Genomic DNA, 24,781 nt, shown 5'->3' with positions numbered 1-24,781 from the left:
TCTATATTTTTGGATGTTTGATTGGCAAAAATTAGCTACAAAAACAGGCTTTATAAGTTGGTTTGCCTCGATTCTATTAGGCATCTTTGTATATTTTTCTTTTCAAACTTTCAGCAGATGCGACAAAGCTGCTGTCGTCATCAGAAACATATTGTTATGTTCAACTTTACTGACCATCTTTTTAGCTTGTATTGCGTTCATTATAGAAGCAATTACAAAGGCGATGCCCTAAAAAAAGAAATATAGTTTTCACGATATTGGCTAAAAAGAACTATGTTGTTTTCCACCATTGCGAGGTGAATATAATGATTTATTTATTAGTCGGTTTGGGCGGGATAGCAGGTGCCTGCCTTCGATACAGTGTCGGCCTATGGACTTCCAGCTTTTGGACCGGATCTTTCCCAGCAGCGACACTTTTAGCCAATTTGGCTGGAAGTTTTCTTTTAGGATGGTTGACTGAATATGTATTTAAAATAAAAGGATTTCCTCCCCATTTTGCCACAGCGATCGGTACTGGCTTAATCGGGTCATTCACAACATTTTCAACTTTTAGTTTTGAGAACATTCAATTGATGATTGCCGATAAATGGGAAACAGCCATTATGTATACATTGTCAAGCTTAATAGGCGGTTATTTATTTGTTTCATCTGGTTATCATCTTGGCCGAAAAATGCTTTCCCAGCACAACGCACGAACGGCCGGTCATGAATAGGAGTGAAGAGTAATGCTTTTCAACTTTATCGTTGTAGGAATCGGAGGTTTTTTAGGAGCTAATGCCCGCTTGATCGTCACCAATTGGATTAAAAAGAAAAGCAATATGAAGTTCCCTGTCGCGACATTTATTATCAATGTCAGCGGATCTTTCCTGCTCGGCCTTTTGATCGGCATGAATATTTCAGAAGCATATCTACTGTTATTTGGAACAGGATGTTTAGGAGCCTTTACCACCTTTTCTACGTTTCAGCTTGAAAATAAACAGCTGTTAACAGAAAAACAAAAAACAGTGTCCATTTGCTATTTTCTTTCAAGCTATGCGTTCGGTCTTTTGTTTGCCTTTCTCGGCTTCCAACTAGGCGCTATATTTTAAAAACTTATTTGAATCATATTGTCATGGTTTGATTTTTTCTTTATAATACAGATTGTCCAGCGGGATGTAGCTCAGCTTGGTAGAGCACCAGCATGGGGTGCTGGGGGTCGCAGGTTCGAATCCTGTCATCCCGACTCTGTAAACCTCCTAAATCATCATTTAAAACCAAAAACGCCGCTTGAGCTTTTTCAAGCGGCTTATATTTTGAATTACGTCTTTTTAATCCCTTTCCTCAGTTTAATTAATTTATATAAGTTAATCACAACCGTTTTGGTTACAGCATATGTTGGAACAGCCAAAATCATCCCCAAAATTCCCGCGATATTTCCTGCAACAAGCAACAAAATAATAATGGTCAACGGATGTGTATCAAGCCTCTTGCCGATAATAAACGGAGAAATCACATTCCCATCAATTTGCTGAACAATTGTCACGACAATAATCGCAAGAAGTGCTTTAAAAGGCGAATCAAGCAAGCCGACAATAACGGCTGGAGCAGCTCCAATAAACGGACCTAAATACGGAATAATATTGGTGATTGCCACAGTTATTCCAAGCAGCAAAGCATATGGCAGATCAATAATTAAGTATCCGATAAACGTAAAGAGCCCGACAAACATGGAAACAAGCATTTGTCCTTGAATATAGGTAGATAAGGTTTCGCCTGTTTCCTTTAAGATAATCATAACTTCATCGCGGAAATCGCTCGGAAAAAACTTTACGACCTGGTGCGGCAGCTTATGTCCGTCCTTGATCATATAAAATAAAATGAACGGCACCGTGACAATAATGAGTGTTATATTTGTGATAACGCTGAAAACGGACTGAACGCCATTCGTAATATTATTTGTAATTCTCGATGCATATTGCGTAATGGTGCTCTCAATTTTTTCAATGGAAAAATAATCTTGCGTCAATACCCATTGGAACCAGCTTGTTTGATAGAGGTTTTCAATGATTTCTCTCGTTTTTGTTATATAAAAAGGAATGTTTCGAATTAAATCATTAAACTGCTTAACAATCGTAGGCCCTACCAATCCGATGGCGATCGAAATTCCGCCGATAAACACGATATACAAAATCAAAATGGCCAGCACTCTTGGAATTTTTCGCTTTTCAAGAAAACCAATAATCGGAGCAAACAAAAAGTAAAGAAAACCGGAAATAATTATAGGAAAAAACAAAGTAGTTATAAAGATCACAATGGGCTCAAAAAGAAAAGATATTTTTGTGCTGAAATATAAGATCAAAATGATCAAAAGTATTTCTAACGTCCAAAAATGAAGTTTTGATTTAAACAAAATGCTTGCCTCCCGCATCCAATTTTGCAACATTCGTTCCAATATTTAGAATATCATGTATTTACATATTCTAAGCAATTTTTTTCAATCCTCCTATTGCTTCTAATCCAAATTTTCCGCTCAAATTTAAGGAAAACCTTTTTAAATTTTTATGTTAAGCTTTATAATGTTTGCTCTTCGCAATGTTTCAAACAAAATCACAACAACAGGACCTAAAAATAAACCTAATATACCGAGCATCTTTAGTCCAATGAACATGCTGATCAAGGCGGCAAGAGGGCTTATTCCCATGTTGGTCGACATAATTTTCGGTTCGACAGCACGTCTGACGACAGTGATCACAAGAAATAAGACAACTAATCCTATTCCGAGATTGGTTTGCCCCTGGCTAAATGCATAAATAGCCCAAGGAACCAGCACCGATCCTGTTCCCAATATTGGAAGGATGTCAACAACCACGATAATGATTGCCAAAATCAAGCTATAATCTACACGAAGCAGCACCAACCCAATATAAGCTAGTATAAATGTCAGCAAACTTAAGATAACTTGCGCTTTAATAAAGCCGAAGCCTGCTTTGTAAAGATCATTCACAACATATTTTATTTTATTTCTCGTTTTTTCTGTCAGCATGGTCTCGAGCGAAGCCCATATTTTCGGCAGATCTAAACTGATTAAATAAAGAGCAATCAAATAAATCAGCGCTTCAATGAAAAAGCCAGGAATGCCGGAAACAAATAATATGAGCGATTCCATCAATTGCTTCACAAGACCGTCAACTGCATTGACAGAATTATTAATGGAAATTTCAATAGACGTCATGACACCTTCTGGAAGGGAAGCGGAATAATTTTCCCACGTATCAAGAAGAGGATTAATAAAATCATGATTGAATTTTCTAACATATAAAGGGATATTTTCTATAAAACTCACAAAGTTTGTATATATAAAGTTTATCAAACCAAAGCCTAGAATACATAATAAGAGTAAAAAAACAACAAAAATGAGCAAAACTGCATACGGTCTTTTTATTTTAAATCGATTTTGGAGAATGCTGATAGGCTTTTCAAGTACAAGAGCTGTAAGCAGCGCAAGCAATATCGGGATGCTGAACGGGATTAGTATAAGAATGGCAATACCAATGATGATAAGCGGAAGATACTTTTTCATTTTCAATACATCATTCTCCTATCTATTCTATACTCAAAATCATCATGTTATCCTTATTATATCGTGGATTTTCCATTTGAACTATTGAAATTCCTTATTTTTTTTATAAATTGTTATTTGTTCGACATTTTGCAAAACACATTTACTTCAGTAAAAAAAATACTAGACAAATCGCAATTTGACCAATATAATCAAATTAGAAAAACGGAATAAGAATAAAAATTCCCAAAGGGGAGTAGCTTAACAATAAAGTCGTCATTTCGTGGAGGAATCCACCGGCTTTATTGAACAACTGGATGTTGTTAGCGAGACCTTTGCCATAAAAATGGCAAAGGTCTTTTTGCATCTTAAAACAATTTTTGGGAGGATAATTTGAGTTGCTGCTTAGAAAATATATGTCCAAAATCGGAATAGGCTCTGCAACAGTCGATCTTGTACTGGATAAAGAAACGTATTCTCCAGGAGAAAAAGTAACAGGCACGCTCTACATTAAAGGAGGCACTATAACTCAAAAGATTAAGCAGCTGCAATGTGATCTTATGAAAATAAACAATCAGGCTGATCAGCAATCAATCGCCTCCATTACGTTATTCGCTCCTGACATAATCGATCCAGCTGATTGCGCAAAAATTCCTTTTGAATTTGTTTTACCAAAGCATCTTCCCGCAACAACAGACAGTTTAACATACCGTTTTAAAACAACATTAGTGTTTGAAGAAGGAATCGATAGTCTGGATCATGACACAATACAAATTTTAAAAAATAAACCTAGTGGAGGGGAAAACGATGAGAAAAATATGGAAAAGAATTCGGTTCATTTATAACTTTCGTTCATTTTTCCCTTTTATATTTGAATTTTTCTTATCGAAGGAGGTGAATAGGAAAAAAAAGCTATTCTCGATCGCTTTTATAATTGGATATTTCCTGTTGCCGTTCGATGCAATACCAGATTTCCTGTCCTTAATTGGAATTGTGGATGATGTCGTTATATTTACTTTTATCATGCAGCAAATGATCAAAATGGCTCCGAAGGAATTACAGGAAAAATATTGTCTTGCATAACAAAGGATAAAAACATCGAAATGAGTATAAAATATTTGAGGAGTGATAAATATTGGAACTATTCTCACCTGAGTTTTTTTCAGCATTACTTTCGATTGTTATCATTGACCTTGTTTTAGCTGGTGATAATGCCATTCTAATCGGTTTAGCAGCTAGAAATGTGCCGAAACACCAACAAACAAAGGTCATTATATGGGGGACATTTGGAGCGATTTTTATCCGGGCAATTGCGACGCTTGCGGTTGTTTGGCTTTTAAAAATCCCTGGACTGCTATTAGTCGGCGGAGTTCTTCTCCTTTGGATCGCCTATAAACTTCTCATCGATAAAAAAGAACATAACGTCGATACCGGGAATAGCTTTTGGTCCGCTATGAAAACGATCATTGTAGCAGACGCTTTAATGGGGCTTGATAATGTTTTAGCGGTTGCCGGTGCCGCGCACGGATCGTTCCTTTTAGTCATAATCGGATTGTTAATTTCCATTCCAATCGTTGTGTGGGGCAGCACGCTCATCATCAAATGGATTGAACGGTTCCCAGTTATCGTGACAATTGGGGCTGCCGTTATTGCCTTTACAGCAGCCAAAATGATCGTAGATGAAAAATTTCTAAAAGGCTTCTTTGAAGAAAACCCGCTTCTAAAATGGGGCTTAACCATTATTCTTGTTGCAGGCGTTATTTTTGCCGGATATTTAAAAAAGAAAAAAGCTTCCCCTGTGGAAGCAAAAGAAGAAGCATCTTAAAAAATGATGCTGATACCGTTTTTCCTAAAGCCTAAAAACAAATTCCGTGGGGCTGTCTAATAAGTCGATTTTCCGGCTTATAGACGTCCCTTTAATGTTTTAGCAATGTTGATATATCAATGTTTATGATGTTTCGTTTTCAATGGATTTTGACTTTCTGGACAGCTCCATCATTACAAATATTTTCGATGGACATTCCGGCCGTCAAAATTAAATAAAACAGGTTTATCCTCAATAATCGTTTCTAAATGGACACCTCTCCCCCAAAGCTGATAAATGTATGGAAGCACCTTTTCAAGGTACTTAATATCAAGTTCAATCCCTTCATACCAATGTTTTAAATATAGTTCGCCGTTTTTCATATAATCCCCATCCATTACCGTAATGTACGGAAAACCGCCATTCACCCGCATGCTTACGAGCTGATCCCGCACTTTTTCCCAATCTTTATCAACAATTTTATAGTCTTTGCCTTGTTTTTGAAATAAGTACATGTCTTCCCGCATAACAAGATCTTTTGTTAAATAGTTGCGAAGAAATGAAATATCCGATTCAATTTCCCGCACCTCAAACAGCTTTTCCCTGCCCGAACCGGGTTGAATTCCCCGCTTTTTCATTTCCTCGGTCGGATTGTTATACCTTTCTTCGATATCCTCAAATATTTTTAAACCTAAATAATAAGGGTTAATGCTCGTTCTTGACGGCTGTACGACACCCGCATTTAATTTAGCATATTCAATTGCTTCATCAGAGGTCAAATCCAGCTCTCTCATGATCCGCTGGTGCCAATACGTCGCCCAGCCTTCATTCATTATTTTTGTTTCAAGCTGAGGCCAAAAGTAAAGCATTTCCTCTCTCATCATTGTTAAAATATCACGCTGCCAGTCTTCAAGCTCCCGGCTATACTCTTCGATAAACAAAAGCACGTCTTTCTCCGGTTTGGGAGGGAATTTTTTCTTTTTCTTGATTGTCTGTTCACTTTTTTCTTTTTTTTCTCCTAAAGACCAGAGATCATCATACGGTGTTTTGTATGTCTTAAGCTCTTCTTCCTCATCAACATCATCCAAGCTCCAAGAAAGTTTTGTCCGAACTAAAGACGGATCAATATGTTCTTGGATGGATAAAACCGCGTCTAAAAATTTTTCCACTTCTCTTTTTCCATATAAAAGTTCATATTTCTTGATTCTTTCCGCTGTTGCCGCCATGCTTTCGACCATATCCCGTTTCGTATTACTAAAGCGAATATTGTTTTTAAAAAAATCACAATGCGCGAGGACATGTGCAACAATTAGTTTATTTTGAATAAGAGAATTAGTATCAAGCAAAAAGGCATAACAAGGATTTGAGTTAATCACCAGTTCATAAATTTTACTAAGACCTAAATCATAATGGAGCTTCATTTTATAAAATTGCTTTCCAAAGCTCCAATGGGAGAAACGAGTCGGCATTCCATATGCACCAAATGTATAAATAATATCAGCTGGACAAATTTCATATCTCATCGGATAAAAATCAAGACCAAACCCCTTTGCGATTTCTGTTATTTCTTCAATTGCATATTGAAGAACTTTATGATCCTCCTTGTTCATTGTTCATCCCCCTTCTTTTTCCTTACAACAATTTATGAAAACAAACGGGAGATGATGAAAAACATTTTGAACGTTGTGTCAGATTGCACTATTTCCATTTCACATCTTGAACTGCCTGTCACCAAACGAAAAGCTAAAAAGGGAGACATTCCTGTTCAAAAATACACAATCTTATAAAAAAAATGGTGCCTTCTCACGGCACCAAATATTAAAAACTTTTTTGGAAAAACTACATTAAATGGTCGAACCTTCAGGCTGCGCAATTTGTAAAGCTGGGCCAAAAAATTCGTAATGAATATTTTCGGAAGCAACCCCCAGCTCCTTTAAATAATTAATGACTGCTTTCATAAATGGTACAGGGCCGCAAATAAAATAATCTGCATTTTCAGATAAGAATTGCTTAAGAATGTCTTTAGTCATATAACCTGTATGATTGGCGCTTTCTTGACGTGACGGCTCCGTATAACAAATAAAGGATGTTCCATTTGGCAACCTGTTCATTAACTCTTTTACTTCCAAACGAAAAGCATGAACATCTTCATTTTTAGCAGAGTGAACAAAACGAACCGGTCTAGAAGGATTTTCTTTTGCTATTGTATTCAGCATGCTCATAATTGGCGTTACTCCAACACCGCCGCTGATGAAAACAACCGGCGAGTTTTGCGTGACATCCAATGTAAAATCGCCAGCAGGCACGCTAATATTAAGCTCATCGCCAATTTGAACATCATCGTGCAGGTAATTCGATACGACCCCTTTTGGTTGATCCGGTTCTGCCTCACGTTTAACAGAAATTCGAAAATATTCTTTGCCAGGAGCGTCTGATAAGCTGTATTGACGATTCAGTAAATATTGATGGCCGTCTATTTTTACTTTTACGGTAACATATTGTCCGGGCAGGAATGATGGCAATACAGCATTATCTTTCGGTTTTAGGTAAAACGATGTAATAACAGAGCTTTCTTTTACTTTATCTACAACAACAAACGGCTTAAAGTCTTTCCAGCCACCTTCCATATTTTCAGCGTCAGCATACATTCGTTGCTCCAATTCGATAAATACGTTTGCAATTTCGTTATAAGCTTCTTCCCACGCAGAAATAATTTCATCTGTTGCTAAATCGCCTAACACTTCTTTCATAGCTGCTAATAAATTTTCGCCGACAATTGGATAGTGTTCTTTTTTAACCCCTAAGCTTCTGTGTTTATGAGCAATTTGCTTCACAGCTGGCAAAATCGTCTCCAATTGATCAATGCGCTCGGCAGCAGCATAAAGTGTGGTTGCTAGCGCTGTTTGCTGTCTTCCTTTCTGTTGGTTTGTATGATTAAAAATATTTAATAACTCCGGATGATTGGAAAGCATTCGTTTATAAAAATGACTTGTGATTTCTGTTCCTTGCTTAGCTAAAACTGGCACGGTGGACTTTATAATTTCAATAGTACGTTCGGATAACATAAATTTGCACTCCTTTGTTTTTTAAAAAAAGATGTATTTTATATATATCTTTAAAATAGTTGATCTTCGTCTTAAAAGCAATATTTTAAATACATCTTTTGAAAAGATGTCACATTTTTGAACCTAAATTATCCATCAGTGTATAATGGAGCTAGTACGGACAAAGAGAGGGAGGCCAATGCGTCTTACAAACTATACTGACTATTCGCTCCGTGTGCTCATTTACATTGGCACGAAAAACCGAGAGGAATTATCCAATATTAAAGAAATTGCGGATGTGTACGGCATTTCAAAAAACCATTTAATGAAGGTCATTTACCAGCTTGGGAAAAACGGGTATATTGAAACGATTCGAGGACGAAATGGCGGTTTCCGTTTAGCACGTCCTGCATCCGAAATAAATATTGGCGATGTGGTCAGAAAAACTGAAGAAGATTTCCATCTTGTCGAATGTTTTAATGAAAAAAACAGCGAATGTGTGATCACATCCGCCTGCAGGCTGCGCCATGTTTTCCAGCAAGCCTTGCAAGCTTATTTACAAGTGCTGGATCAGTACACACTCGCTGATTTAATCATAAATCAAAACGAATTGAAGCATTTGTTTAATGTGAAGTAGAAAAAAGCCTTAAATGGTCTTTCGTTTTTTGAATGAGGCATTTATACATTTGTTTTGAAAGAAACGGCTGTTGTTATGTCCAACATTTGCAACGGTACAAAAAACCGATTTATTCATACAATAAACATAACTCCTTTTAGGGAGGGATGTTTATTATGAATAAAATGGATTACGACAAAGCATTATATTACACGCACCGTTCGCAATGGGACAATTTGATTATTTTAATGGTGCGCACAAACGACGATTTTCTTTCCAAAAAAATTGAGCATTTTTTACACGCTTATAATTTTGAACACGATTATCAAATTATTGAGCATAAACTATATGCTTTACTTCGTTATATTGACCATGCATTAGAAAACGTAACAGAGGTTGAACCGGAAATCGCGCTGAAATAGTTTCCAGAAAGGTGACTCAATAGTTTAAGCAACCTTTTTTCAGAAAAGTTATTTCTGAAAAATGGGGTTGCTTTTTCTTTCTGTTTTAGTCGTTTAAGTTATTGCTTCAATGCTGAAAGCGGCGATCGTTTTTGCCGAAAGCCCGTTTTTTCAGGAGCCTTTTTTCATGGCTATTGATCCGCTGCTATAATCGGCTATCAACTTTGCCAAAACTCGGGACTTAGCTCGCTTTTTCAAGAGCGTAAACGAAAAAGCGAGGGTGGAAAAACGTCTTGTTTTTCTCCCTCGCTCTTATTTTTAAGACTTATTGGATAGACTGAAGGGATCTCAATCGAAATGGAGTTAAGCTTTTTTAACTGTCAGAATATCATTTACTTTTTCCATTACGGCATTTATTAATTCTTCCAATGCCTTTTCACTATTATTCAGTGAATCGGCCTGAACAGCAAAATAAAATTTCACTTTCGGCTCGGTTCCCGAAGGCCGCAAACAGAACCAAGATCCGTCTTCAAGGAAATATTTCAATACATTTGATTTTGGCAAATCAATTGTTTCCTTTTTGTTCGATTGAAGCAATGTACGTTCACTTGTTAAATAATCCTCGATAATCGTAACCGTTTTACCTGCAATTTCAGCAAGCGGATTTTGGCGGAAAGATTCTAAAATTCGCTTAATCTGTTCTGCTCCGTCCTTACCTTTTAAGGTTAACGATTTTAACCCTTCTCTGTAATACCCGTATCGATTGAAAATTTCCATTAATCCGTCATAAAGTGTGAGCCCTTTTTTCTTATAAAATGCACATACTTCAACAGCTAAAACGGCCGCTTGAACGGCATCTTTGTCTCTGGCAAAATCGCCAATTAAATATCCGTAGCTTTCCTCATAACCGAATTGAAATTTGTATTGTTTCGTTTGTTCAAATTCTTTAATTTTTTCCCCGATAAATTTAAACCCGGTAAGCGTATCAATTGTTTTTAGTCCATATTCCTCCGCTATTGCGCGTCCTATTTCCGATGTAACAATCGTTTTTAGAACAACGCCATTTTCAGGCAGCAATCCTTTTTTCTTTTTCTCAGAAAGGATATAGTTGAGCAAAATCGCACCCGTTTGGTTTCCTGTTAACACAATGTATTCGCCTTTGTCATTTTTGACAGCAACTCCTAAACGGTCAGCATCAGGGTCAGTTCCGATTAAAATATCAGCATCAATGCGTTTCCCTTCTCTTATCGCTAGCTCAAACGCTGCATGCTCCTCAGGATTCGGCGAAGCCACTGTCGAAAAATTTGGATCTGGAAGCTCCTGCTCTTTGACGACGGTTACATTTTGATAGCCTAATGATTGAAGAGCTCGTCGAACCGGTTTATTGGCTGTACCATGAAGCGGCGTAAAAACGACCTTTACATCTACTTCTTTTGCCAAATTAGGATTCAGTGAAATCGTTTTGATCTTTTCATTATATGCTTCGTCTATTTCCGCTCCAATGATTTTAATCAAGCCTTTTTGTTTTAAAATATCTTCATTTTCAACAGCAACTTCTAATTCATTTTCAACTTCATTCACTTTTTTGATGATTTCATCAGCTATTTTTGGAGGAATCTGACCTCCATCCTCTCCGTAAACTTTAAATCCATTATATTCCGGCGGGTTATGGCTTGCCGTTATTACAACACCTGAAAATGCGTTTAAATAACGGACAGCAAAAGATAATTCAGGAGTTGGCCTTAATTCATCAAATACATAAGTTTGAATACCATGCGTTGCGATAGTTTTTGCCGCTTCCATAGCAAATTGCGGCGATTTGTGGCGGGAATCGTAAGCAATTACCACGCCGCGTCTTTTGGCTTCTTCTCCAAAAGATTCAATATATCTTGCCAATCCCTCAGAAGCCTTGCGGATTGTATAAATGTTCATCCGATTTGTGCCTGGGCCAATTTCTCCCCGCATTCCTCCTGTACCAAACTCTAAGCTTTTATAAAAGCAGTCCTCTAATTCGAGTTCATTGTCTGCTTTTTCTAGTAATTGCTGTTTTAGCTCTTGATCTATATCTTCTTTCGATATCCATCGTTGATAATTTTCTTTCCATTTCGCCATAACTTAACACCCCTCCAGTTCCCCTTCTTTTTCTCTCCTGAAATATTTTATCACAAATTTTATGGAAATGAGATGATCATCCCTATTTTTAGAACTATTCGAAACAGCTTTTACATATTTTCCGCAAATGATCGTCTTTCCATTTCTCCAGTTATTTATAAATTTATGTATTATTTGTATCATTTGAAAAAAAACAAACCGAGCGACAAAGCTCTTTGCCACTGAACGGAAAAAAGAGCGCCAAACGGACGCTCTTTTTTCAGCAAGGCACTCCCATCCCGGGATTGCAAGAGGGGTTATTGAAGATCTTTTTCAGAAATGTTTGTTAATGCTTCTCCTGCCGCTTCATCAGAAGTCTTATTTGTTGCTAAATCTCCTAATGCGACCATGCCGACAACTTGATTATTTTCCACTACAGGCAACCGGCGAATTTGATTTTGTGCCATGATTTGGGCAGCTTCTTGCAGACTCGCGTCTGGACTACAGCATACAGGGTTTGTCGACATAACTTCTGCAACGGTTGTGCTTTCGTTTTTGCCCTGAGCTGTTGAGCGAAGCGTAATATCACGGTCTGTAATAATTCCTTTTAATTGTCCATTATCTGCAACAGGGATCGCACCAACATTATGCTGTCTCATTAACTGAGCAGCTTCCTGAACAGTTTGATTTGATGAAACGGAAATGACATTAGAAGACATGATATCGCGAATTTTATCCATAGTCTCACTCCTTTCGTTGATAGTTTGAACAATATGTAAAAATTTATGAATGATAATAATTCTTAGCTGATGTTTTATTGATTTCATCGCAAAATCATTTTTAATTCAGGGGAAATGTATTATAATGCCTTTAGAAAGAAAACAGAGAGGTTAGTTGGATGGATGATAAGCGAAAAGACAATTTGCTGTTGATAGGCTGGATCGCTTCTTTAATTTCTACCTTAGGAAGCCTGTATTTTTCTGAGATCATGCATTTCGAACCATGTAAATTGTGCTGGTTTCAAAGGATATTTATGTACCCGCTCGTTGTTATACTTGGAATAGCTGTAGTAAAAAAGGATTACAAAATTGCAAGCTATTCCTTAACTTTGTCCATTATGGGAGGCATGATTTCCATTTACCATTATTCTATACAAAAAATTCCTTTTTTGGGGGAACATAGCCTCGCATGCGGAAGAGTTCCTTGTACAAGCGACTACATTAATTGGTTTGGATTCGTTACAATTCCTTTCTTGGCTTTAATTGGCTTTTCAATTATTTTCCTCACAAGCTTTTTCATTTTACGGCAGAAAGGATAACGTTTCCGTTATTTTCAGATTTTTCAAGAGGCGAATGATGCAAATTCTATAGACCAGCAAACAAAACCTTTGGATTTATAGCTTTCAATTATGTTTTTTTACCCATATTAAGACTTAATCGCAATCCGGCAAGTTCATGAGGTCTTAGAAAGATAAACATTTATTTTTTGCGGTTGCCGTCATTCCCGTCATTTATGAAAATCGGTTTACATTTTTTAGTGCAAAGGAACGAAAGGAGTGAATAACGGCGATACTTTCCCCAAAATTTTTAAAATTACGGGGTCTTCTCGCCAAATTATATGAAAAAACTGCTTATATTCGGCGGAATCATTATTGTACTGTTCGCGGCACTGGCAATTGTAACAAATTTGCAAAATAAGCAAAAGGCGGAAGGAAATCCGTACAAAAAGTCGAGCCTGCATCCTGAAACCGTCAAGCTGCTGGATGATCCAAATTATCAAAACATCATACTTCCGAATGAGCTAGAAACAAAATTAAATAATCAAGAAGATGTCATTGTCTATTTTTTCAGTTCTACCTGCCCGCACTGTAAAAACACAACACCGATCTTAATGCCTTTGGCAAAAGAATTAAATGTGGATATCTACCAATACAACCTTCTTGAGTTTGAAGAGGGCTGGGACGAGTATAAAATTGATGCAACTCCAACGCTTGTCCATTATGTAAACGGAAAAGAAGCCGATCGTATCGTCGGTTCACAGGAAAAAAGCGTTTTTCGGGAAGCGCTGGAAAATTGGACAAAATCAGAATAAGGAAATCCTGTCTTTTCATGACAAGCATGGAAGCTGTAAATGCCTGCTTGGCAATGTGGAACAATTGTCTGGCGGAGAAAAACAAAGACTTGCACTAGAAAGTTAAAGGGGCTGTCCAAAAAGTCAGGGTAACTGACTTTTTGGAGCCCCTCATTTTTTCACTTTTTAAAAAAAATGCACAAAAAAATCGTCCTTTCTAGTAAAATGAAGTTACCACACAACATTACAGAAAGGACGATTTTTTATGAGCAATCAAATGATTACTCGTGAAAATTATAACACACAAATGACACTTCCTCTAGATGGAAAAGAAGAAAAAACTCCTGCCAAAAGAAATTTAGCCCCTACTTTCAAACCATATGACAACCGTCAAGTTCAAATGATTTATGATATTGAATCTCTTATACCCGAACATCACGTGGCACGTGTCGTGGACGAAATGGTGGAGGCGATACCAGATAAACAATTGTTTTCTCATTATAAAGGCGGCGGCAGAAGTTCCTATCATCCCAAAATGATGCTGAAAATCATTCTGTATGCTTATTCTCAAAAGGTTTATTCTTGTCGAGGAATCGAAAAACTCGTTAAAGAAAATATTCCTGCCATGTGGCTTTCAGCGATGCAACAACCAGATTTTCGCACCATTAATGAGTTCCGAGGGGAACGGATGAAAGCTTTAATGGATGAGCTCTTTGAAGTCATGATTCTCAAATTGATAAAAGAACATTACATCACGATGGAAAACTACTTTTTGGATGGCACTAAGATCGAAGCCGATGCCAATAAGTATTCTTTTGTGTGGAAAAAATCCACTTTGAAATTCGAAGAGAAATTAAAAGAAAAAATCCAAGAAACACTAAAGCACATTCATGAATTAACCCAATTAGAAGCCGGAACAGGGCAAAAGGAAAGCGATCAACATACAGAGATCACCGAACAAAACCTGGAGGAAATCGCAAAAGAAATAGAAGAAAAAGTTGAAACGCTAACGGAAGAAATCGAAAAGGAGACCGATACATCCATTCGGAAAGAGAAGCGAAAAAAACGCAGTCAATTAAAGAAATCGGTGAAACAAATTCGTGAAGATTTCCTGCCCCGAATGGCAAGATACAAGGAACAAAAGGAAATGTTCGGTGACCGTAACAGCTACTCGAAAACAGACAAAGACGCAACCTTCATGCGCATGAAAGAAGACCATATGAAAAACGGTCAGCTCAAGCCCGGATACAACGTGCAAATGGGGACAGAGAATCAGTTTATCTTGTTTTATACCATTCATCAACGACCGACCGATACACGTTGCTTTATCCCACATATGGAGAAGCTAGCCTCCAGTTCATTACCGATGCCCAAAACGGTCATTGCGGATGCAGGCTATGGTAGTGAAGAAAACTATGTATATGCAGTTGGTGATGAGAAAGAGCCCCGTTTTGAGTTTCTAATTCCTTATGGGAGCTATGTAAAAGAACAAACACGTACATACAAAAAAGACATTAAAAATGCCAAAAACTGGACCTATTGTGAAGAGGATGATTGTTTTATTTGCCCGAATGGAAGGAGAGTAACGTTTAAAAAATACCAAAACAAAAAGAATCCATCTGGCTATGAACAAAGCTTCAAAATATACGAATGTGAAGATTGTACCGATTGCCCATTGAAAGCGAAATGCACAAAAGCGAAAGGCAACCGACAAGTTCACTGGAATCCCATCTTCGAAGAAATGAAAGCAAAGGCCAAAACAGCCCTTGAATGTGAAGAGAAAGCCGCCATCTACGCTCGACGCAAAGTCGAGGCAGAAAGTGTGTTCGGTCACATCAAGGGCAATCGGTCGTTCCGCAGATTTTCTTTGCGGGGCCTCGACAAGGTACATGTTGAGTTTGGGATTGTGGCATTAGCCCACAACATACTGAAAGTAGCCGGCATCCGCCAGCTACTTTCAGATAAAAATCGAAAAAATATAAAAGCAAGTGGAGAGAAACGAATTGTTTTTCTCCACTTGCTTCATTTTAGGGACTTATCGGACAGCCCCTTTTTGAATAATCAAATTTTGTCAGTCTTAACAAGAAAAGCGGACAGAATATCCGTAGCTCCAATATTTAGAAATTTTGTTCATACTGCAATAAATCGTCTTCATACGCTTGGCTCCAGCAAAATGATGAATGATTTGCAAATCACTATCGCAAAATAATCAATTTATCCGGAAAGATTTACAAACATATTTCTTCTTCAAGCTCACAAATGTATTTCCATTGAAGCTGAAGCATTTTTTCACCTTTCAAAAGCTGCTGAACAGCATATAGGAAAGGCTTGTAGTATTACCGATTTCTTATTTCTTACCTTTTAAAAAGTATCAGGATCAGGACCTATCCGCTCATTTTTATTGAGGGAATCGATTTTTTCCATATCTTCTTGAGATAGTTCAAAATCGAAAATAGAAGCATTTTCAATAATTCGATGCTCTTTTGTCGATTTTGGAATTGTCACGACCTCATGTTGAAGATCCCAACGGAGAATCACCTGTGCGATCGTTTTATTGTATTTTTCAGCAATCTCGGCTAAAGTTTCATTATCGAGAAGCCCACCTCTCATAAGCGGGGACCAAGCTTCAAATTGAATGTTTTGCTCTTTGCAATATTTTCTAAGTTCCTCCTGTGTTAATCTTGGATGAAATTCCACCTGATTAACCATCGGTTTAATCTCCGCACTTTGCAATAAATCCTCTAAATGGTGAACATGGAAGTTGCAGACTCCAATCGCCCGAACTCTTCCGTCTTTATACAACCGTTCTAATGCCTTCCATGTTTCTTTATATTTTCCTGAAACTGGCCAGTGGATTAAATATAGATCCAAATAGTCTAATCCTAATCGATTTAGGCTGTCATCAAACGCTTTTAATGTAGAGTCGTAGCCTTGATCGTCATTCCAAACTTTTGTTGTGATAAATAGTTCTTCTCTCGGTATTCCCGATTCTTTTATCGCAATTCCGACTCCCTCTTCATTTTTATAATATGCCGCCGTATCTATGCTGCGGTAGCCCGCTTTAATTGCTGATTTTACAGCTTGAATTACTTCTTCCCCTTCATTGACTTTATATACGCCTAAACCAAACCACGGCATTTTAACACCATTATGTAAAGTCACCGTATCTTGCAAGCTTTTGACCAACCAACTCCACTCCCTTTCTAGTTTTGGTGCATCATTTCTATTATGCATGATCCTTATCAAAAAGTGAATATTTCGAAAAGATTAAATCATTTCAACTATATCTTCTACTTCCTTTAGCATCGCCTTTTTTGTATTTTCATCGACATAAGGAACTGAATAAAAAAACTTATGAGTGATTGTTTCAATCCCGCAAAAATTTAAAATACCGACATCAACGATTGTCTCCATTGATGCAATTAACTGATATGGCTTTAAATAATTTTCCGGATGAGATGTTGTTTGAAAAATAATCGCTCTTTTATTTTGCAAAAGCCCTTTTGCCCCTTCATCCGTAAACGTAAAAGCGAAGCCATTCGTGAATATTTTTTCGATATATCCTTTTAAAATAGCGGGCATGCCGTTCCACCATGTCGGATAAATAAAAATTAATTGTTTTGCCCACGAAAAATGCATTTGTTCCTCTTGTATCGCTTTGGATACGGCTGGATTTTGTTTTGTAAAGTAATCTTCTTTTAAGACAGGATTAAAATTCATTTCATACAAATCCCGAATTCTAATTTCATGCTGTTTCTGCTGAAGTTTTTGTACAGTAGTCTGCAAGATCGCATAATTAAAACTGTTGGGATTAGGATGGGCGTAAATAATCAGTGTATTCATAAAACTACCTCCAGACGATGTTACTTTTAGTATGAAAGTTCTTGTTGATCTTCATGCACGACAGCACATAATGAATCCCCTTTCATTTTTCATAATTTTTGAAAAGGAAAATAATCTTAAAATAAGGTTGAAAGTTAGTTGGAACTTGGTAAAATAACAGTAATCTAAATCTTTTTTAAAAGGTTGGGAATACTATTTGAGTACAAAAAAAACTTGCCGTTTTATTATTCATGCAACTGGAAAAAATGGAGAAACGTATTTAGCGACCTGTCAAAACAAAAGGGAAGTAAAACAATGGATTACAGCCAATCACTCGAAAGTAAATAAAAAAGAATTGAAAATCATTGACAAACAGAAAAAACAAATAGTAGCCAAAAACATTTTCATTGTGTCCACCGTTCTACTTGTACTTTATCAGCTTTATATACTTCTTTAGGGACATCCAGTCAATTGGCTGGATTTTTATTTTTGATCATTTAGGACAATTTCTTTAGTATAATATATAGAGAATTTGTTCTTTATAGGAGGAACTTGAATGGAAAACTGGATTACAGATTTTATGGAACAATATGGCTACCTCGGGATTTTTTTAATTATTGCGCTAGAAAACATTTTTCCACCGATTCCGTCCGAAATTGTCCTTCCTTTTGGCGGTTTTATGACCACTTATTCGAACCTGACAGTTCCAGGAGTTATTTTGGCGGCAACTTGCGGCTCCGTTGTCGGTGCAATCATTTTATACGGCGTCGGTCTGTTGCTGGATGTTGAGAGGTTGGAAAAAATTGTTGACCGTTGGGGATACATATTGAAAATTTCAAAAGAGGATATACATAAAGCAGACAATTGGTTTGATCGTTACGGCATATGGACTGTGTTATTTTGCCGAGTTATTCCGTTATTGCGAAGCTTAATTTCCATTCCTGCTGGAATGTCCAACATGAATTTCGTTTTATTTTTGATTTTCACTACGATCGGTTCTCTCGTATGGAATATATTTCTCGTATCGGTTGGCGCGGGATTAGGAGAAGCTTGGCCTCTCATTACCGAATACATAGATATTTATTCGAAAATCATTTATGCTGTGATCGCCGTTCTTGTATTTGCTGCAATCATCATTTGGTATTTTTTTCGATTCCGACGCTCCAAATCATAACGCTTTGCCTGAAGCGCTGAAAAATAATATATGCGCGTTTTTTATACTTTTGGCTCGCCTCAATCAAACAAATACCGCTCGCAATGATGATTGAGGCTTAGCTATTCCATTCATCGCTGATAAGCGATTATTTCCACTTGTCTGGCCGAATGAAAGGATATTGGAAAGCTGCTTCGAAAACGCGCTTTCCAATGATTTGTTTTATGCGTCATACAATTCAAACAATGTAGCGAGGCCCAGACCACCTGCGATTCCTAATGTTGCGATTGCCCGTTTGCCTCTCAATCTTTTCATTTCTGTGCAAAGCCTTGCAACAAGAATAGCGCCTGAAGCACCATAAGGATGTCCGATGGCAATAGCCCCTCCTCCCACATTCAGCTTTTCCAATGGGATGTTTAATTGCTTAACAGAAGCCAATACTTGAGAGGCAAAAGCTTCATTAAATTCGATTAAATCGATATCCTCCATTTGGAAGCCGGTTCGTTTCAGCAGCTGTTGCACTGCTGGAACAGGACCAATGCCTAAAAGGTTCGGATCGACACCTGCACTTGTACAATCGACAAATTTCAGAACGGGCAGAAGCCCAAGCTCTCGGCATTTTTTTTCAGACATGACAAGGACGGCACAAGCCCCGTCATTCAATGGACAAGAATTTCCAACAGTCACTGTGCCATTTTCTTTAAATATCGGCTTCATGGCACGAAGCCTTTCCAAGCTCAACCTTTTCCTTGGACATTCATCACGATCCATGCCATTTACAGGGACAATTTCACTGCTGAATCTGTCATTCTCCATCGCTTGAACCGCTTTTTGATGGCTGCTGTATGCAAACAAGTCCTGCTCTTCCCTTGAAATTTGAAACGCTTCCGCAACATTTTCCGCCGCTTCCCCCATTTCAGGATCACCGAACGACTCCGGCGAAAACCGTGCTCTCGTATAGATCTTAGGTGGCTTCATTTCATATAAAGATAAAGGTTTTTCAATTTTCCAAGGGGCAAGGCTTGTACTTTCGACTCCTCCGGCAATATAAATGTCGCCGGCTCCTGATTGGACAAGCCGGCAAGCGAGATTCACCGCTTCCAATCCTGATCCGCATTGGCGATCAACAGTAATACCCGGAACTTGATCGGGAAGCCCCGCTAAAAGGAGTGAGAGTCTAGCGATATTTCCTCCTGGACCGACCGCATTTCCTAAAATAACTTCATCAATTTCCTGCGGATCAATTCCGCTCTCGTCTACAACCGCTTTGATGACTGCAGCAGCCAGTTGTTCAGGGCGGACGTTTTTAAACATTCCCCCCATTTTTCCAATAGGCGTTCTTTTTGCCATAACAATGACAGGGATCGTCATTTTTCTTCCCCTTTCACAATGAATTCAAGTTCTTTTCGCGCAATCTTTCCGCTGGATGTATAAGGGAACTCGTCCACTTCATAAAACGTTCGCGGGCATTTATATAACGGGAGCTCAGATCGGCAATAGCGCTTTAATGCATTGAAGCTTCTATGCTGAGCTTTCTCTTTCCATTTAATAAATGCAACCGGCTTTTGCCCCCAATAATCGTCCTCTACTCCAATGACAACCGCTTCCTCAACCTCATCCCGTTCCTTCAAAACTTTTTCAATTTCTTCCGGATAAATATTTAAACCGCCGCTGATGAACATATTTTTCTCGCGCCCAACGATCGTTAGAAAACCGTTCTCGTCTAAGTACCCTAAATCACCAATTGATGCGCCGTCATCCTTCAATACATTTTTTGTTTCAATCGGGTTGTTGAAATACCCTGAAAATAATAAATTGCTACGTACGACTACTTCCCCAACTTCATTAAAGGATGCTTCCGATCCATCTTTTTTTCTGATTGCTACTTCCACACCTGGAAAAGGAATGCCGACACTTTTTGGCGCTTTTTTAAAAATTTCATCATCGACATAACTGACAAAGCTTAATTCTGATGCGCCATAAAACTCAAACAACTGTCCGTTCGGAAACATTTCTTTTAACTGCTTTCTAGCTTCATAAGAAAGCTTTGCACCAGACGAAATGATTGTTACATTGTTCATTATGCATTTCTCTTCATTTTTCTTCATTTGAAGCAAAGCTTGAATCATCGTTGGAACACCATAAAATACAGTTGCCTCTCTCTTTAACAAAATATTAAATGTTTCCTTTTGAGAAAAAGCCGGGAGCAAATAAAAAGTCGCCCCGATATGTAAGGCGTGAACAGCCGCAAACAGGGACAACGAATGACATAAAGGACCGGGAGCAAGGATGACATCATTTTTTCCATATCCAAAAATTTGTTCTCCGACATTAAAGCTTTCCAGCCAGGATTTATGATTTCTCATATATCCTTTCGGTTTTCCAGTTGAACCTGAAGTAAAGCCGAGATAAAACAATTCTTCATCAAACTCTTCCCACTTCTCGTGATGATCCGTTTGGACATCTTTTTTTATTTCGTCAATTAACATGACGTTCTCCTGCTTTATTCCGGTCCGCTCCAAAAAATCGCGGCTTCCAATGCATACATCCAGCTGGCCGCTTTCCAATACATGCCGGATATCGCGCTTTCTCCATTTTGGATCAAAAGGAACAGCAATCCCGCCAAGTGTAATAACGGCAAAAAACACTTCTAAAAATTCTGAAGTGTTTCCCATTAATATGCCAACTTTTATATTTTTTTTGTTTGTCATTCGAACGAAAGCTGTTTGTATTTTTTTTATATTTTCGTACAGTTCATAATATGTAACTGTCTCTCCATTTATTTGTTTAATTGCCGGTTTTTGAGGATGTTCGTATGCAAATTGACTAATGTTTCTCCCGATCCCCATCAGCTCACCCCTTAAGCAGCCTGTTTATTACGAGCTTTAATCAATGGATACGATTTTTGAATTCTTACTGCCAAAAATGCTGAAATCACCGCTTTTGTTAAATCTCCTGGAATATAAGCCAACGCCGATATGCTCGCACTTATCCAATTCATATTGGCAATCCAAGACAAATAGGAAATGCCGCATAAATAAACAAATAAAATGCCTCCAATTATATTAAATACTAACACTTTCCAAAATGCTAATTTTTCAAAATTCTTTTCAACTAAAAAACCGATTATAAAGGATGCAAAAGGCCAAGATAAAATATATCCACCGCTCGGACCAAATAATACTGCCAGCCCGCCTCTTCCGCCAGCAAGAATCGGTGCTCCGGCTCCTACAAGTAATACAAACAACAATAAACTGATAAATCCTCGTTTGGATCCTAATATTGCCCCTGCCAGCATCACACCCAATGTTTGAGCGGTGATTGGCACTGGCGTGAACGGAAGCGCAATCGGCGGTATGAGGCCGAGCACAGCAACAACAGCCGCGAACATTGATACTAATACCATATCATATAACTTCATATAAATAACTCCTTTCGAAAAAATTTTATAATCACATAATAGTTGAAATAACGATTTTTGTAAACCTAAAATTTATTTAAGTTTACATTAAAATGTTTTTTCATAAAGAAATGACAATTAGGCTTGTTCACGATACAATATCTTTATAATTGCTATTGAGGTGACTCTTGTGCCCGAACTAGAGCTGACTTTTGATACATTAATCATCGCCCTTTCACTGCAGATCTGCATACAGATCGGGCTAAACTTTTTTCATCGTTATGTCCGTACTGGTTATCAAATTTCTGCCAAAGCGAAATTTGAACAGTTCAAAAACAGCTTTTTTGACAGCATTTCAAGAGAGATCCCGTATTTCACTTTCCTTTTTCTTTCATTTCTTATAAAGAAAAGAAAGCGGAAAGAGGGACCGGACGATATGGAGGATCATCTTTTTCCTTCCCTGTTGGAGACACATTTTGTTTATTTATAAGGAGGAAAAAGATGCGAAATATTTTGTATATCGTAGTCATGATCACTTTTGTTGCACTAACTGGATGCAGCGCTGGCAGCTCAAATCAATCAGGCTTTTTCCATCAAACATTCGTTGAACCTTTTTCAATTATTATTAAAACTTTTGCGGACTGGTTTCACGGCAGCTATGGAATCGCGATTATTTTAATTACGGTCTTGATTCGGTTGATTCTTATGCCGTTAATGCTTCGCCAATATAAAGACCAGCAAAATATGAAATTGAAAATGGAGAAAGTCATGCCGGAGATGAAGGAGCTGCAAGAAAGGTTTAAAAAGGCGAAGGATCAAGCAGAACAACAAAAAATTCAAAAGGAAATGATGGATTTCTATCGAAAGCACGACATCAATCCATTGAAAATGGGCTGCCTTCCCATTATTATTCAAATGCCGATCATCATGGGGCTGTATTATGCCATTCGCGGTTCGAAAGAAATTGCAACACATTCATTTTTATGGTTTAATCTCGGAACACCTGACCTTATTTTGACGCTTTGTGCTGCAGCTATTTATTATGTGCAATTTAAAGTTTCCATTAGAACGGTACCTGAAGATCAATTGCAAGGACCGATGAAAATGATGGGAATGCTGTCGCCGCTAATGATAGGAACAGCTTCTTTTGCTTCACCAGCTGCCTTGCCTCTTTACTGGACAGTAAGCGGATCATTCCTTATTCTGCAAACATTACTTGCGCAAAAGCTCTACTATAAACCAATAGAAAAAGAAAAAGGCAAGAACTCTGAACAGTAGAATCAGTAGCCGTACAAAAATACCTTTTGCGAACAATATGAATAAACTAGCGAATTGATCTTTCCTCTTGCGTTAGACAGTAAAATCACCTGTCTAGCGCAGGAGGAAATTTTTTTGGTTGAAGGGGACTGTGAAAATCTTCGTGCTTATCTTCTCTCCAACATGCAAATGAATCTGCTGAAATTTTCCTTCAAAAAATCTTTTTGAACAGCTGTTACTAGAAACTGCAAAACAAAAGAAGGAACCTATGTCAGGTTCCCTTTTCACACTTAGCCGGTTTTACTTTCTTGTTTTTTAAAAAAAGTTTTCATCGCATGAAACACATCTGCTTTTTGCTTTAACACAAAATAGCGGAATTTTGGATTGTTGATGTTTTTATAAGCTGACATTAAGGTGGAGTATCTGTTGTACTGGTTGACCTCGCCGTAACAAAAGATGTTGCAAATTTTCATTAGTTCTTCGACAAGCTTCACGCATCGGCTGTTATCTGAAGTTAAATTATCTCCATCGGAAAAATGGAACGGATAAATATTGTACCGGGAAGGCGAGTATTTTTCTTCAATAAGTGCTAATGCTTTTCGATAGGCAGAAGAACAAATGGTGCCTCCGCTTTCACCTTTTGAAAAAAATTCATCCTCAGTGACAACCTTTGCCTCCGTATGATGGGCAATAAATTCAATATCTACCGTTTCGTATTTCGATCTTAAAAATCTAATCATCCAAAAGAAGAAACTTCTTGCCATGTATTTTTCCCATATTCCCATAGAACCGCTCGTATCCATCATTGCAAGCACAACAGCTTTTGACTCTGGTTTTTCCACTTCGTTCCAAGTTTTAAATTTCAAATCTTCCGGATATATCGGATAAAAACTTCGTTTTCCTGCCATCGCATTTCGTTTAAATGCCGAAAGCATTGTCCGTTTTTTATCAATGTTTCCCATAAGGCCTGTACGGCGAACATCGTTAAATTCTATTTTTTCAGCAATATTCTCATCCATTTCTTTTTGCTGTAAATCTGGAAGTTCAAGTTCCTGAAAGAACGCTTTTTCCAAGTCCATAATCGACACTTCAGCTTCATAATAGTCCTCTCCAGGCAAATCTCCAGCGCCTTCGCCTTTCCCAGCTGCTTGTGCATCATTGCTGCCATCCCTCGCAACAACATCGCCAATTTTACTGTCTCCCTTTCCTTGGCCGACATGTTTGTTTTTGTCATAGTTATATCGAATTTTATATTCATCAAGCGACCGTATCGGAATTTTTACTACATTTTTTCCGTTTGACATGATGATGCTTTCTTCTGAAATAAGATCAGGGAGATTATTGCGAATCGCTTCTTGCACTTTTTCTTGATGGCGAACTTGGTCATCATGGCCTTTACGATGGAGGGACCAATCCTCTCTAGAAACAACAAAGTGATGGTTCCCTTTGGATGTCATTTTTTTCCCTCCCTTAAAAAACTTGGCAATTCTTTTATTATATTCAAACGAATGGGTTCGTTTGGACAAATAAAAGATTATTCTATCATATGCTCGAACCTTCCAAAATTGACATGCTGTTGCACACC

At 37.8% G+C, this 24,781-nt stretch carries 26 protein-coding genes and 1 tRNA gene; 15 read left to right on the top strand and 12 right to left on the bottom strand.

What is annotated here, in order from left to right:
- The first annotated feature begins 305 nt into the window (after positions 1-305).
- From crcB (NSQ61_RS00405) to NSQ61_RS00395, 3 genes are all read left to right on the top strand, one after another.
- Complete coding sequence (gene crcB / locus NSQ61_RS00405; protein WP_327873886.1) at positions 306-713, top strand: fluoride efflux transporter CrcB; 408 nt, start codon at positions 306-308, stop codon at positions 711-713.
- Between the two features lie 12 nt (positions 714-725).
- The gene (crcB, locus tag NSQ61_RS00400; protein ID WP_063387269.1) at positions 726-1,088 is read left to right on the top strand and encodes a fluoride efflux transporter CrcB; all 363 of its coding nucleotides are present in this window, start codon (positions 726-728) and stop codon (positions 1,086-1,088) included.
- 60 nt (positions 1,089-1,148) lie between these two features.
- Positions 1,149-1,222, top strand: a tRNA-Pro gene (locus NSQ61_RS00395).
- A gap of 75 nt (positions 1,223-1,297) precedes the next feature.
- Here NSQ61_RS00395 and NSQ61_RS00390 read toward each other — a convergent pair.
- Positions 1,298-2,389: an AI-2E family transporter gene (locus NSQ61_RS00390; RefSeq protein ID WP_066250881.1), complete on the bottom strand. Its 1,092-nt coding sequence runs from the start codon at positions 2,387-2,389 to the stop codon at positions 1,298-1,300.
- A 141-nt stretch (positions 2,390-2,530) separates the two neighbouring features.
- Positions 2,531-3,559, bottom strand: a complete 1,029-nt coding sequence (gene ytvI / locus NSQ61_RS00385) for a sporulation integral membrane protein YtvI (protein WP_063387477.1) — start codon at positions 3,557-3,559, stop codon at positions 2,531-2,533.
- Between the two features lie 377 nt (positions 3,560-3,936).
- Between ytvI and NSQ61_RS00380 the strand changes: the two genes are divergently transcribed.
- From NSQ61_RS00380 to NSQ61_RS00370, 3 genes are read left to right on the top strand one after another with little or no spacing between them, the layout of a single operon-like run.
- Positions 3,937-4,383: a sporulation protein gene (locus tag NSQ61_RS00380; RefSeq protein ID WP_063387267.1), complete on the top strand. Its 447-nt coding sequence runs from the start codon at positions 3,937-3,939 to the stop codon at positions 4,381-4,383.
- Positions 4,346-4,621, top strand: a complete 276-nt coding sequence (locus tag NSQ61_RS00375) for a YkvA family protein (protein ID WP_066250884.1) — start codon at positions 4,346-4,348, stop codon at positions 4,619-4,621. Before NSQ61_RS00380 ends, NSQ61_RS00375 begins: the two co-directional genes overlap by 38 nt.
- A 52-nt stretch (positions 4,622-4,673) precedes the next feature.
- Positions 4,674-5,363: a TerC family protein gene (locus NSQ61_RS00370; RefSeq protein ID WP_340734154.1), complete on the top strand. Its 690-nt coding sequence runs from the start codon at positions 4,674-4,676 to the stop codon at positions 5,361-5,363.
- 173 nt (positions 5,364-5,536) lie between these two features.
- On the opposite strand, the gene NSQ61_RS00365 is transcribed toward NSQ61_RS00370, so the two are convergent.
- A complete protein-coding gene (locus NSQ61_RS00365) occupies positions 5,537-6,952 on the bottom strand; it encodes a SpoVR family protein (RefSeq protein ID WP_063387264.1) in 1,416 nt (471 codons plus the stop codon).
- Positions 6,953-7,006: 54 nt separating this feature from the next.
- Between NSQ61_RS00365 and NSQ61_RS00360 the strand changes: the two genes are divergently transcribed.
- Positions 7,007-7,129, top strand: coding sequence for a hypothetical protein (locus NSQ61_RS00360; protein WP_339212004.1), 123 nt, complete (start codon positions 7,007-7,009; stop codon positions 7,127-7,129).
- Positions 7,130-7,186: 57 nt separating this feature from the next.
- On the opposite strand, the gene hmpA is transcribed toward NSQ61_RS00360, so the two are convergent.
- Entirely contained in the window at positions 7,187-8,407 is a 1,221-nt protein-coding gene (gene hmpA / locus NSQ61_RS00355; protein ID WP_130156492.1) for an NO-inducible flavohemoprotein, read from the bottom strand.
- A gap of 178 nt (positions 8,408-8,585) precedes the next feature.
- Between hmpA and NSQ61_RS00350 the strand changes: the two genes are divergently transcribed.
- Both NSQ61_RS00350 and NSQ61_RS00345 read left to right on the top strand, forming a co-directional pair.
- The gene (locus tag NSQ61_RS00350) at positions 8,586-9,023 is read left to right on the top strand and encodes an Rrf2 family transcriptional regulator (protein ID WP_063387262.1); all 438 of its coding nucleotides are present in this window, start codon (positions 8,586-8,588) and stop codon (positions 9,021-9,023) included.
- A gap of 155 nt (positions 9,024-9,178) precedes the next feature.
- Positions 9,179-9,424 carry a YhdB family protein gene (locus NSQ61_RS00345; protein WP_063387261.1) on the top strand — a complete coding sequence of 82 codons (246 nt, stop codon included), beginning with the start codon at positions 9,179-9,181 and terminating at the stop codon, positions 9,422-9,424.
- 342 nt (positions 9,425-9,766) lie between these two features.
- Here the strand turns inward: NSQ61_RS00345 and NSQ61_RS00340 are convergent, their stop codons facing one another.
- Together NSQ61_RS00340 and NSQ61_RS00335 are read right to left on the bottom strand one after the other, a co-directional pair.
- The gene (locus NSQ61_RS00340) at positions 9,767-11,515 is read right to left on the bottom strand and encodes a phospho-sugar mutase (protein WP_063387260.1); all 1,749 of its coding nucleotides are present in this window, start codon (positions 11,513-11,515) and stop codon (positions 9,767-9,769) included.
- Between the two features lie 296 nt (positions 11,516-11,811).
- Positions 11,812-12,234 (bottom strand): CBS domain-containing protein, encoded by a 423-nt coding sequence (locus NSQ61_RS00335; RefSeq protein ID WP_063387258.1) that lies wholly within the window; start codon positions 12,232-12,234, stop codon positions 11,812-11,814.
- A gap of 158 nt (positions 12,235-12,392) precedes the next feature.
- Here NSQ61_RS00335 and NSQ61_RS00330 point away from each other — a divergent pair, with 158 nt between their 5' ends.
- The 3 genes from NSQ61_RS00330 to NSQ61_RS00320 all read left to right on the top strand — a co-directional run bounded on the left by NSQ61_RS00330 (position 12,393) and on the right by NSQ61_RS00320 (position 15,773).
- The gene (locus NSQ61_RS00330) at positions 12,393-12,812 is read left to right on the top strand and encodes a disulfide oxidoreductase (protein WP_063387257.1); all 420 of its coding nucleotides are present in this window, start codon (positions 12,393-12,395) and stop codon (positions 12,810-12,812) included.
- 299 nt (positions 12,813-13,111) lie between these two features.
- On the top strand, positions 13,112-13,585 hold the full coding sequence (locus NSQ61_RS00325) for a thioredoxin family protein (RefSeq protein WP_340805623.1): 474 nt from the start codon (positions 13,112-13,114) through the stop codon (positions 13,583-13,585).
- Between the two features lie 244 nt (positions 13,586-13,829).
- Positions 13,830-15,773, top strand: a complete 1,944-nt coding sequence (locus tag NSQ61_RS00320) for an IS1182 family transposase (protein WP_340805621.1) — start codon at positions 13,830-13,832, stop codon at positions 15,771-15,773.
- Between the two features lie 152 nt (positions 15,774-15,925).
- On the opposite strand, the gene NSQ61_RS00315 is transcribed toward NSQ61_RS00320, so the two are convergent.
- Positions 15,926-16,750 carry an aldo/keto reductase gene (locus NSQ61_RS00315; RefSeq protein ID WP_094244595.1) on the bottom strand — a complete coding sequence of 275 codons (825 nt, stop codon included), beginning with the start codon at positions 16,748-16,750 and terminating at the stop codon, positions 15,926-15,928.
- Positions 16,751-16,831: 81 nt separating this feature from the next.
- A complete protein-coding gene (locus tag NSQ61_RS00310) occupies positions 16,832-17,407 on the bottom strand; it encodes an NAD(P)H-dependent oxidoreductase (RefSeq protein ID WP_144597066.1) in 576 nt (191 codons plus the stop codon).
- A 196-nt stretch (positions 17,408-17,603) separates the two neighbouring features.
- Here NSQ61_RS00310 and NSQ61_RS00305 point away from each other — a divergent pair, with 196 nt between their 5' ends.
- Positions 17,604-17,843 (top strand): hypothetical protein, encoded by a 240-nt coding sequence (locus NSQ61_RS00305; protein ID WP_144597064.1) that lies wholly within the window; start codon positions 17,604-17,606, stop codon positions 17,841-17,843.
- A gap of 99 nt (positions 17,844-17,942) precedes the next feature.
- Entirely contained in the window at positions 17,943-18,560 is a 618-nt protein-coding gene (locus NSQ61_RS00300; RefSeq protein ID WP_066250903.1) for a DedA family protein, read from the top strand.
- A 201-nt stretch (positions 18,561-18,761) separates the two neighbouring features.
- Here the strand turns inward: NSQ61_RS00300 and NSQ61_RS00295 are convergent, their stop codons facing one another.
- Genes NSQ61_RS00295 through NSQ61_RS00285 form a run of 3 tightly spaced genes read right to left on the bottom strand, consistent with a single transcriptional unit; the run spans position 18,762 to position 21,960 of the window.
- The gene (locus NSQ61_RS00295) at positions 18,762-19,910 is read right to left on the bottom strand and encodes a thiolase family protein (RefSeq protein WP_144597062.1); all 1,149 of its coding nucleotides are present in this window, start codon (positions 19,908-19,910) and stop codon (positions 18,762-18,764) included.
- The gene (locus NSQ61_RS00290) at positions 19,907-21,388 is read right to left on the bottom strand and encodes an AMP-binding protein (RefSeq protein WP_144597060.1); all 1,482 of its coding nucleotides are present in this window, start codon (positions 21,386-21,388) and stop codon (positions 19,907-19,909) included. Before NSQ61_RS00290 ends, NSQ61_RS00295 begins: the two co-directional genes overlap by 4 nt.
- 11 nt (positions 21,389-21,399) lie before the next feature.
- Positions 21,400-21,960 carry a biotin transporter BioY gene (locus NSQ61_RS00285; protein ID WP_094244590.1) on the bottom strand — a complete coding sequence of 187 codons (561 nt, stop codon included), beginning with the start codon at positions 21,958-21,960 and terminating at the stop codon, positions 21,400-21,402.
- 480 nt (positions 21,961-22,440) lie between these two features.
- Between NSQ61_RS00285 and yidC the strand changes: the two genes are divergently transcribed.
- Complete coding sequence (gene yidC / locus NSQ61_RS00280) at positions 22,441-23,217, top strand: membrane protein insertase YidC (protein WP_063387247.1); 777 nt, start codon at positions 22,441-22,443, stop codon at positions 23,215-23,217.
- A gap of 269 nt (positions 23,218-23,486) precedes the next feature.
- Here yidC and yhbH read toward each other — a convergent pair whose 3' ends face one another.
- Positions 23,487-24,653 carry a sporulation protein YhbH gene (gene yhbH / locus NSQ61_RS00275; protein WP_340805620.1) on the bottom strand — a complete coding sequence of 389 codons (1,167 nt, stop codon included), beginning with the start codon at positions 24,651-24,653 and terminating at the stop codon, positions 23,487-23,489.
- Between the last annotated feature and the right edge of the window lie 128 nt (positions 24,654-24,781).

Source organism: Aeribacillus sp. FSL K6-1121 (genome assembly GCF_038003725.1).
GTDB classification, from domain to species: Bacteria; Bacillota; Bacilli; order Bacillales; family Aeribacillaceae; genus Aeribacillus; species Aeribacillus composti.
The sequence above is the reverse complement of the archived record's forward strand: the minus strand, read 5'-3'. Positions and strand labels throughout refer to the sequence as shown.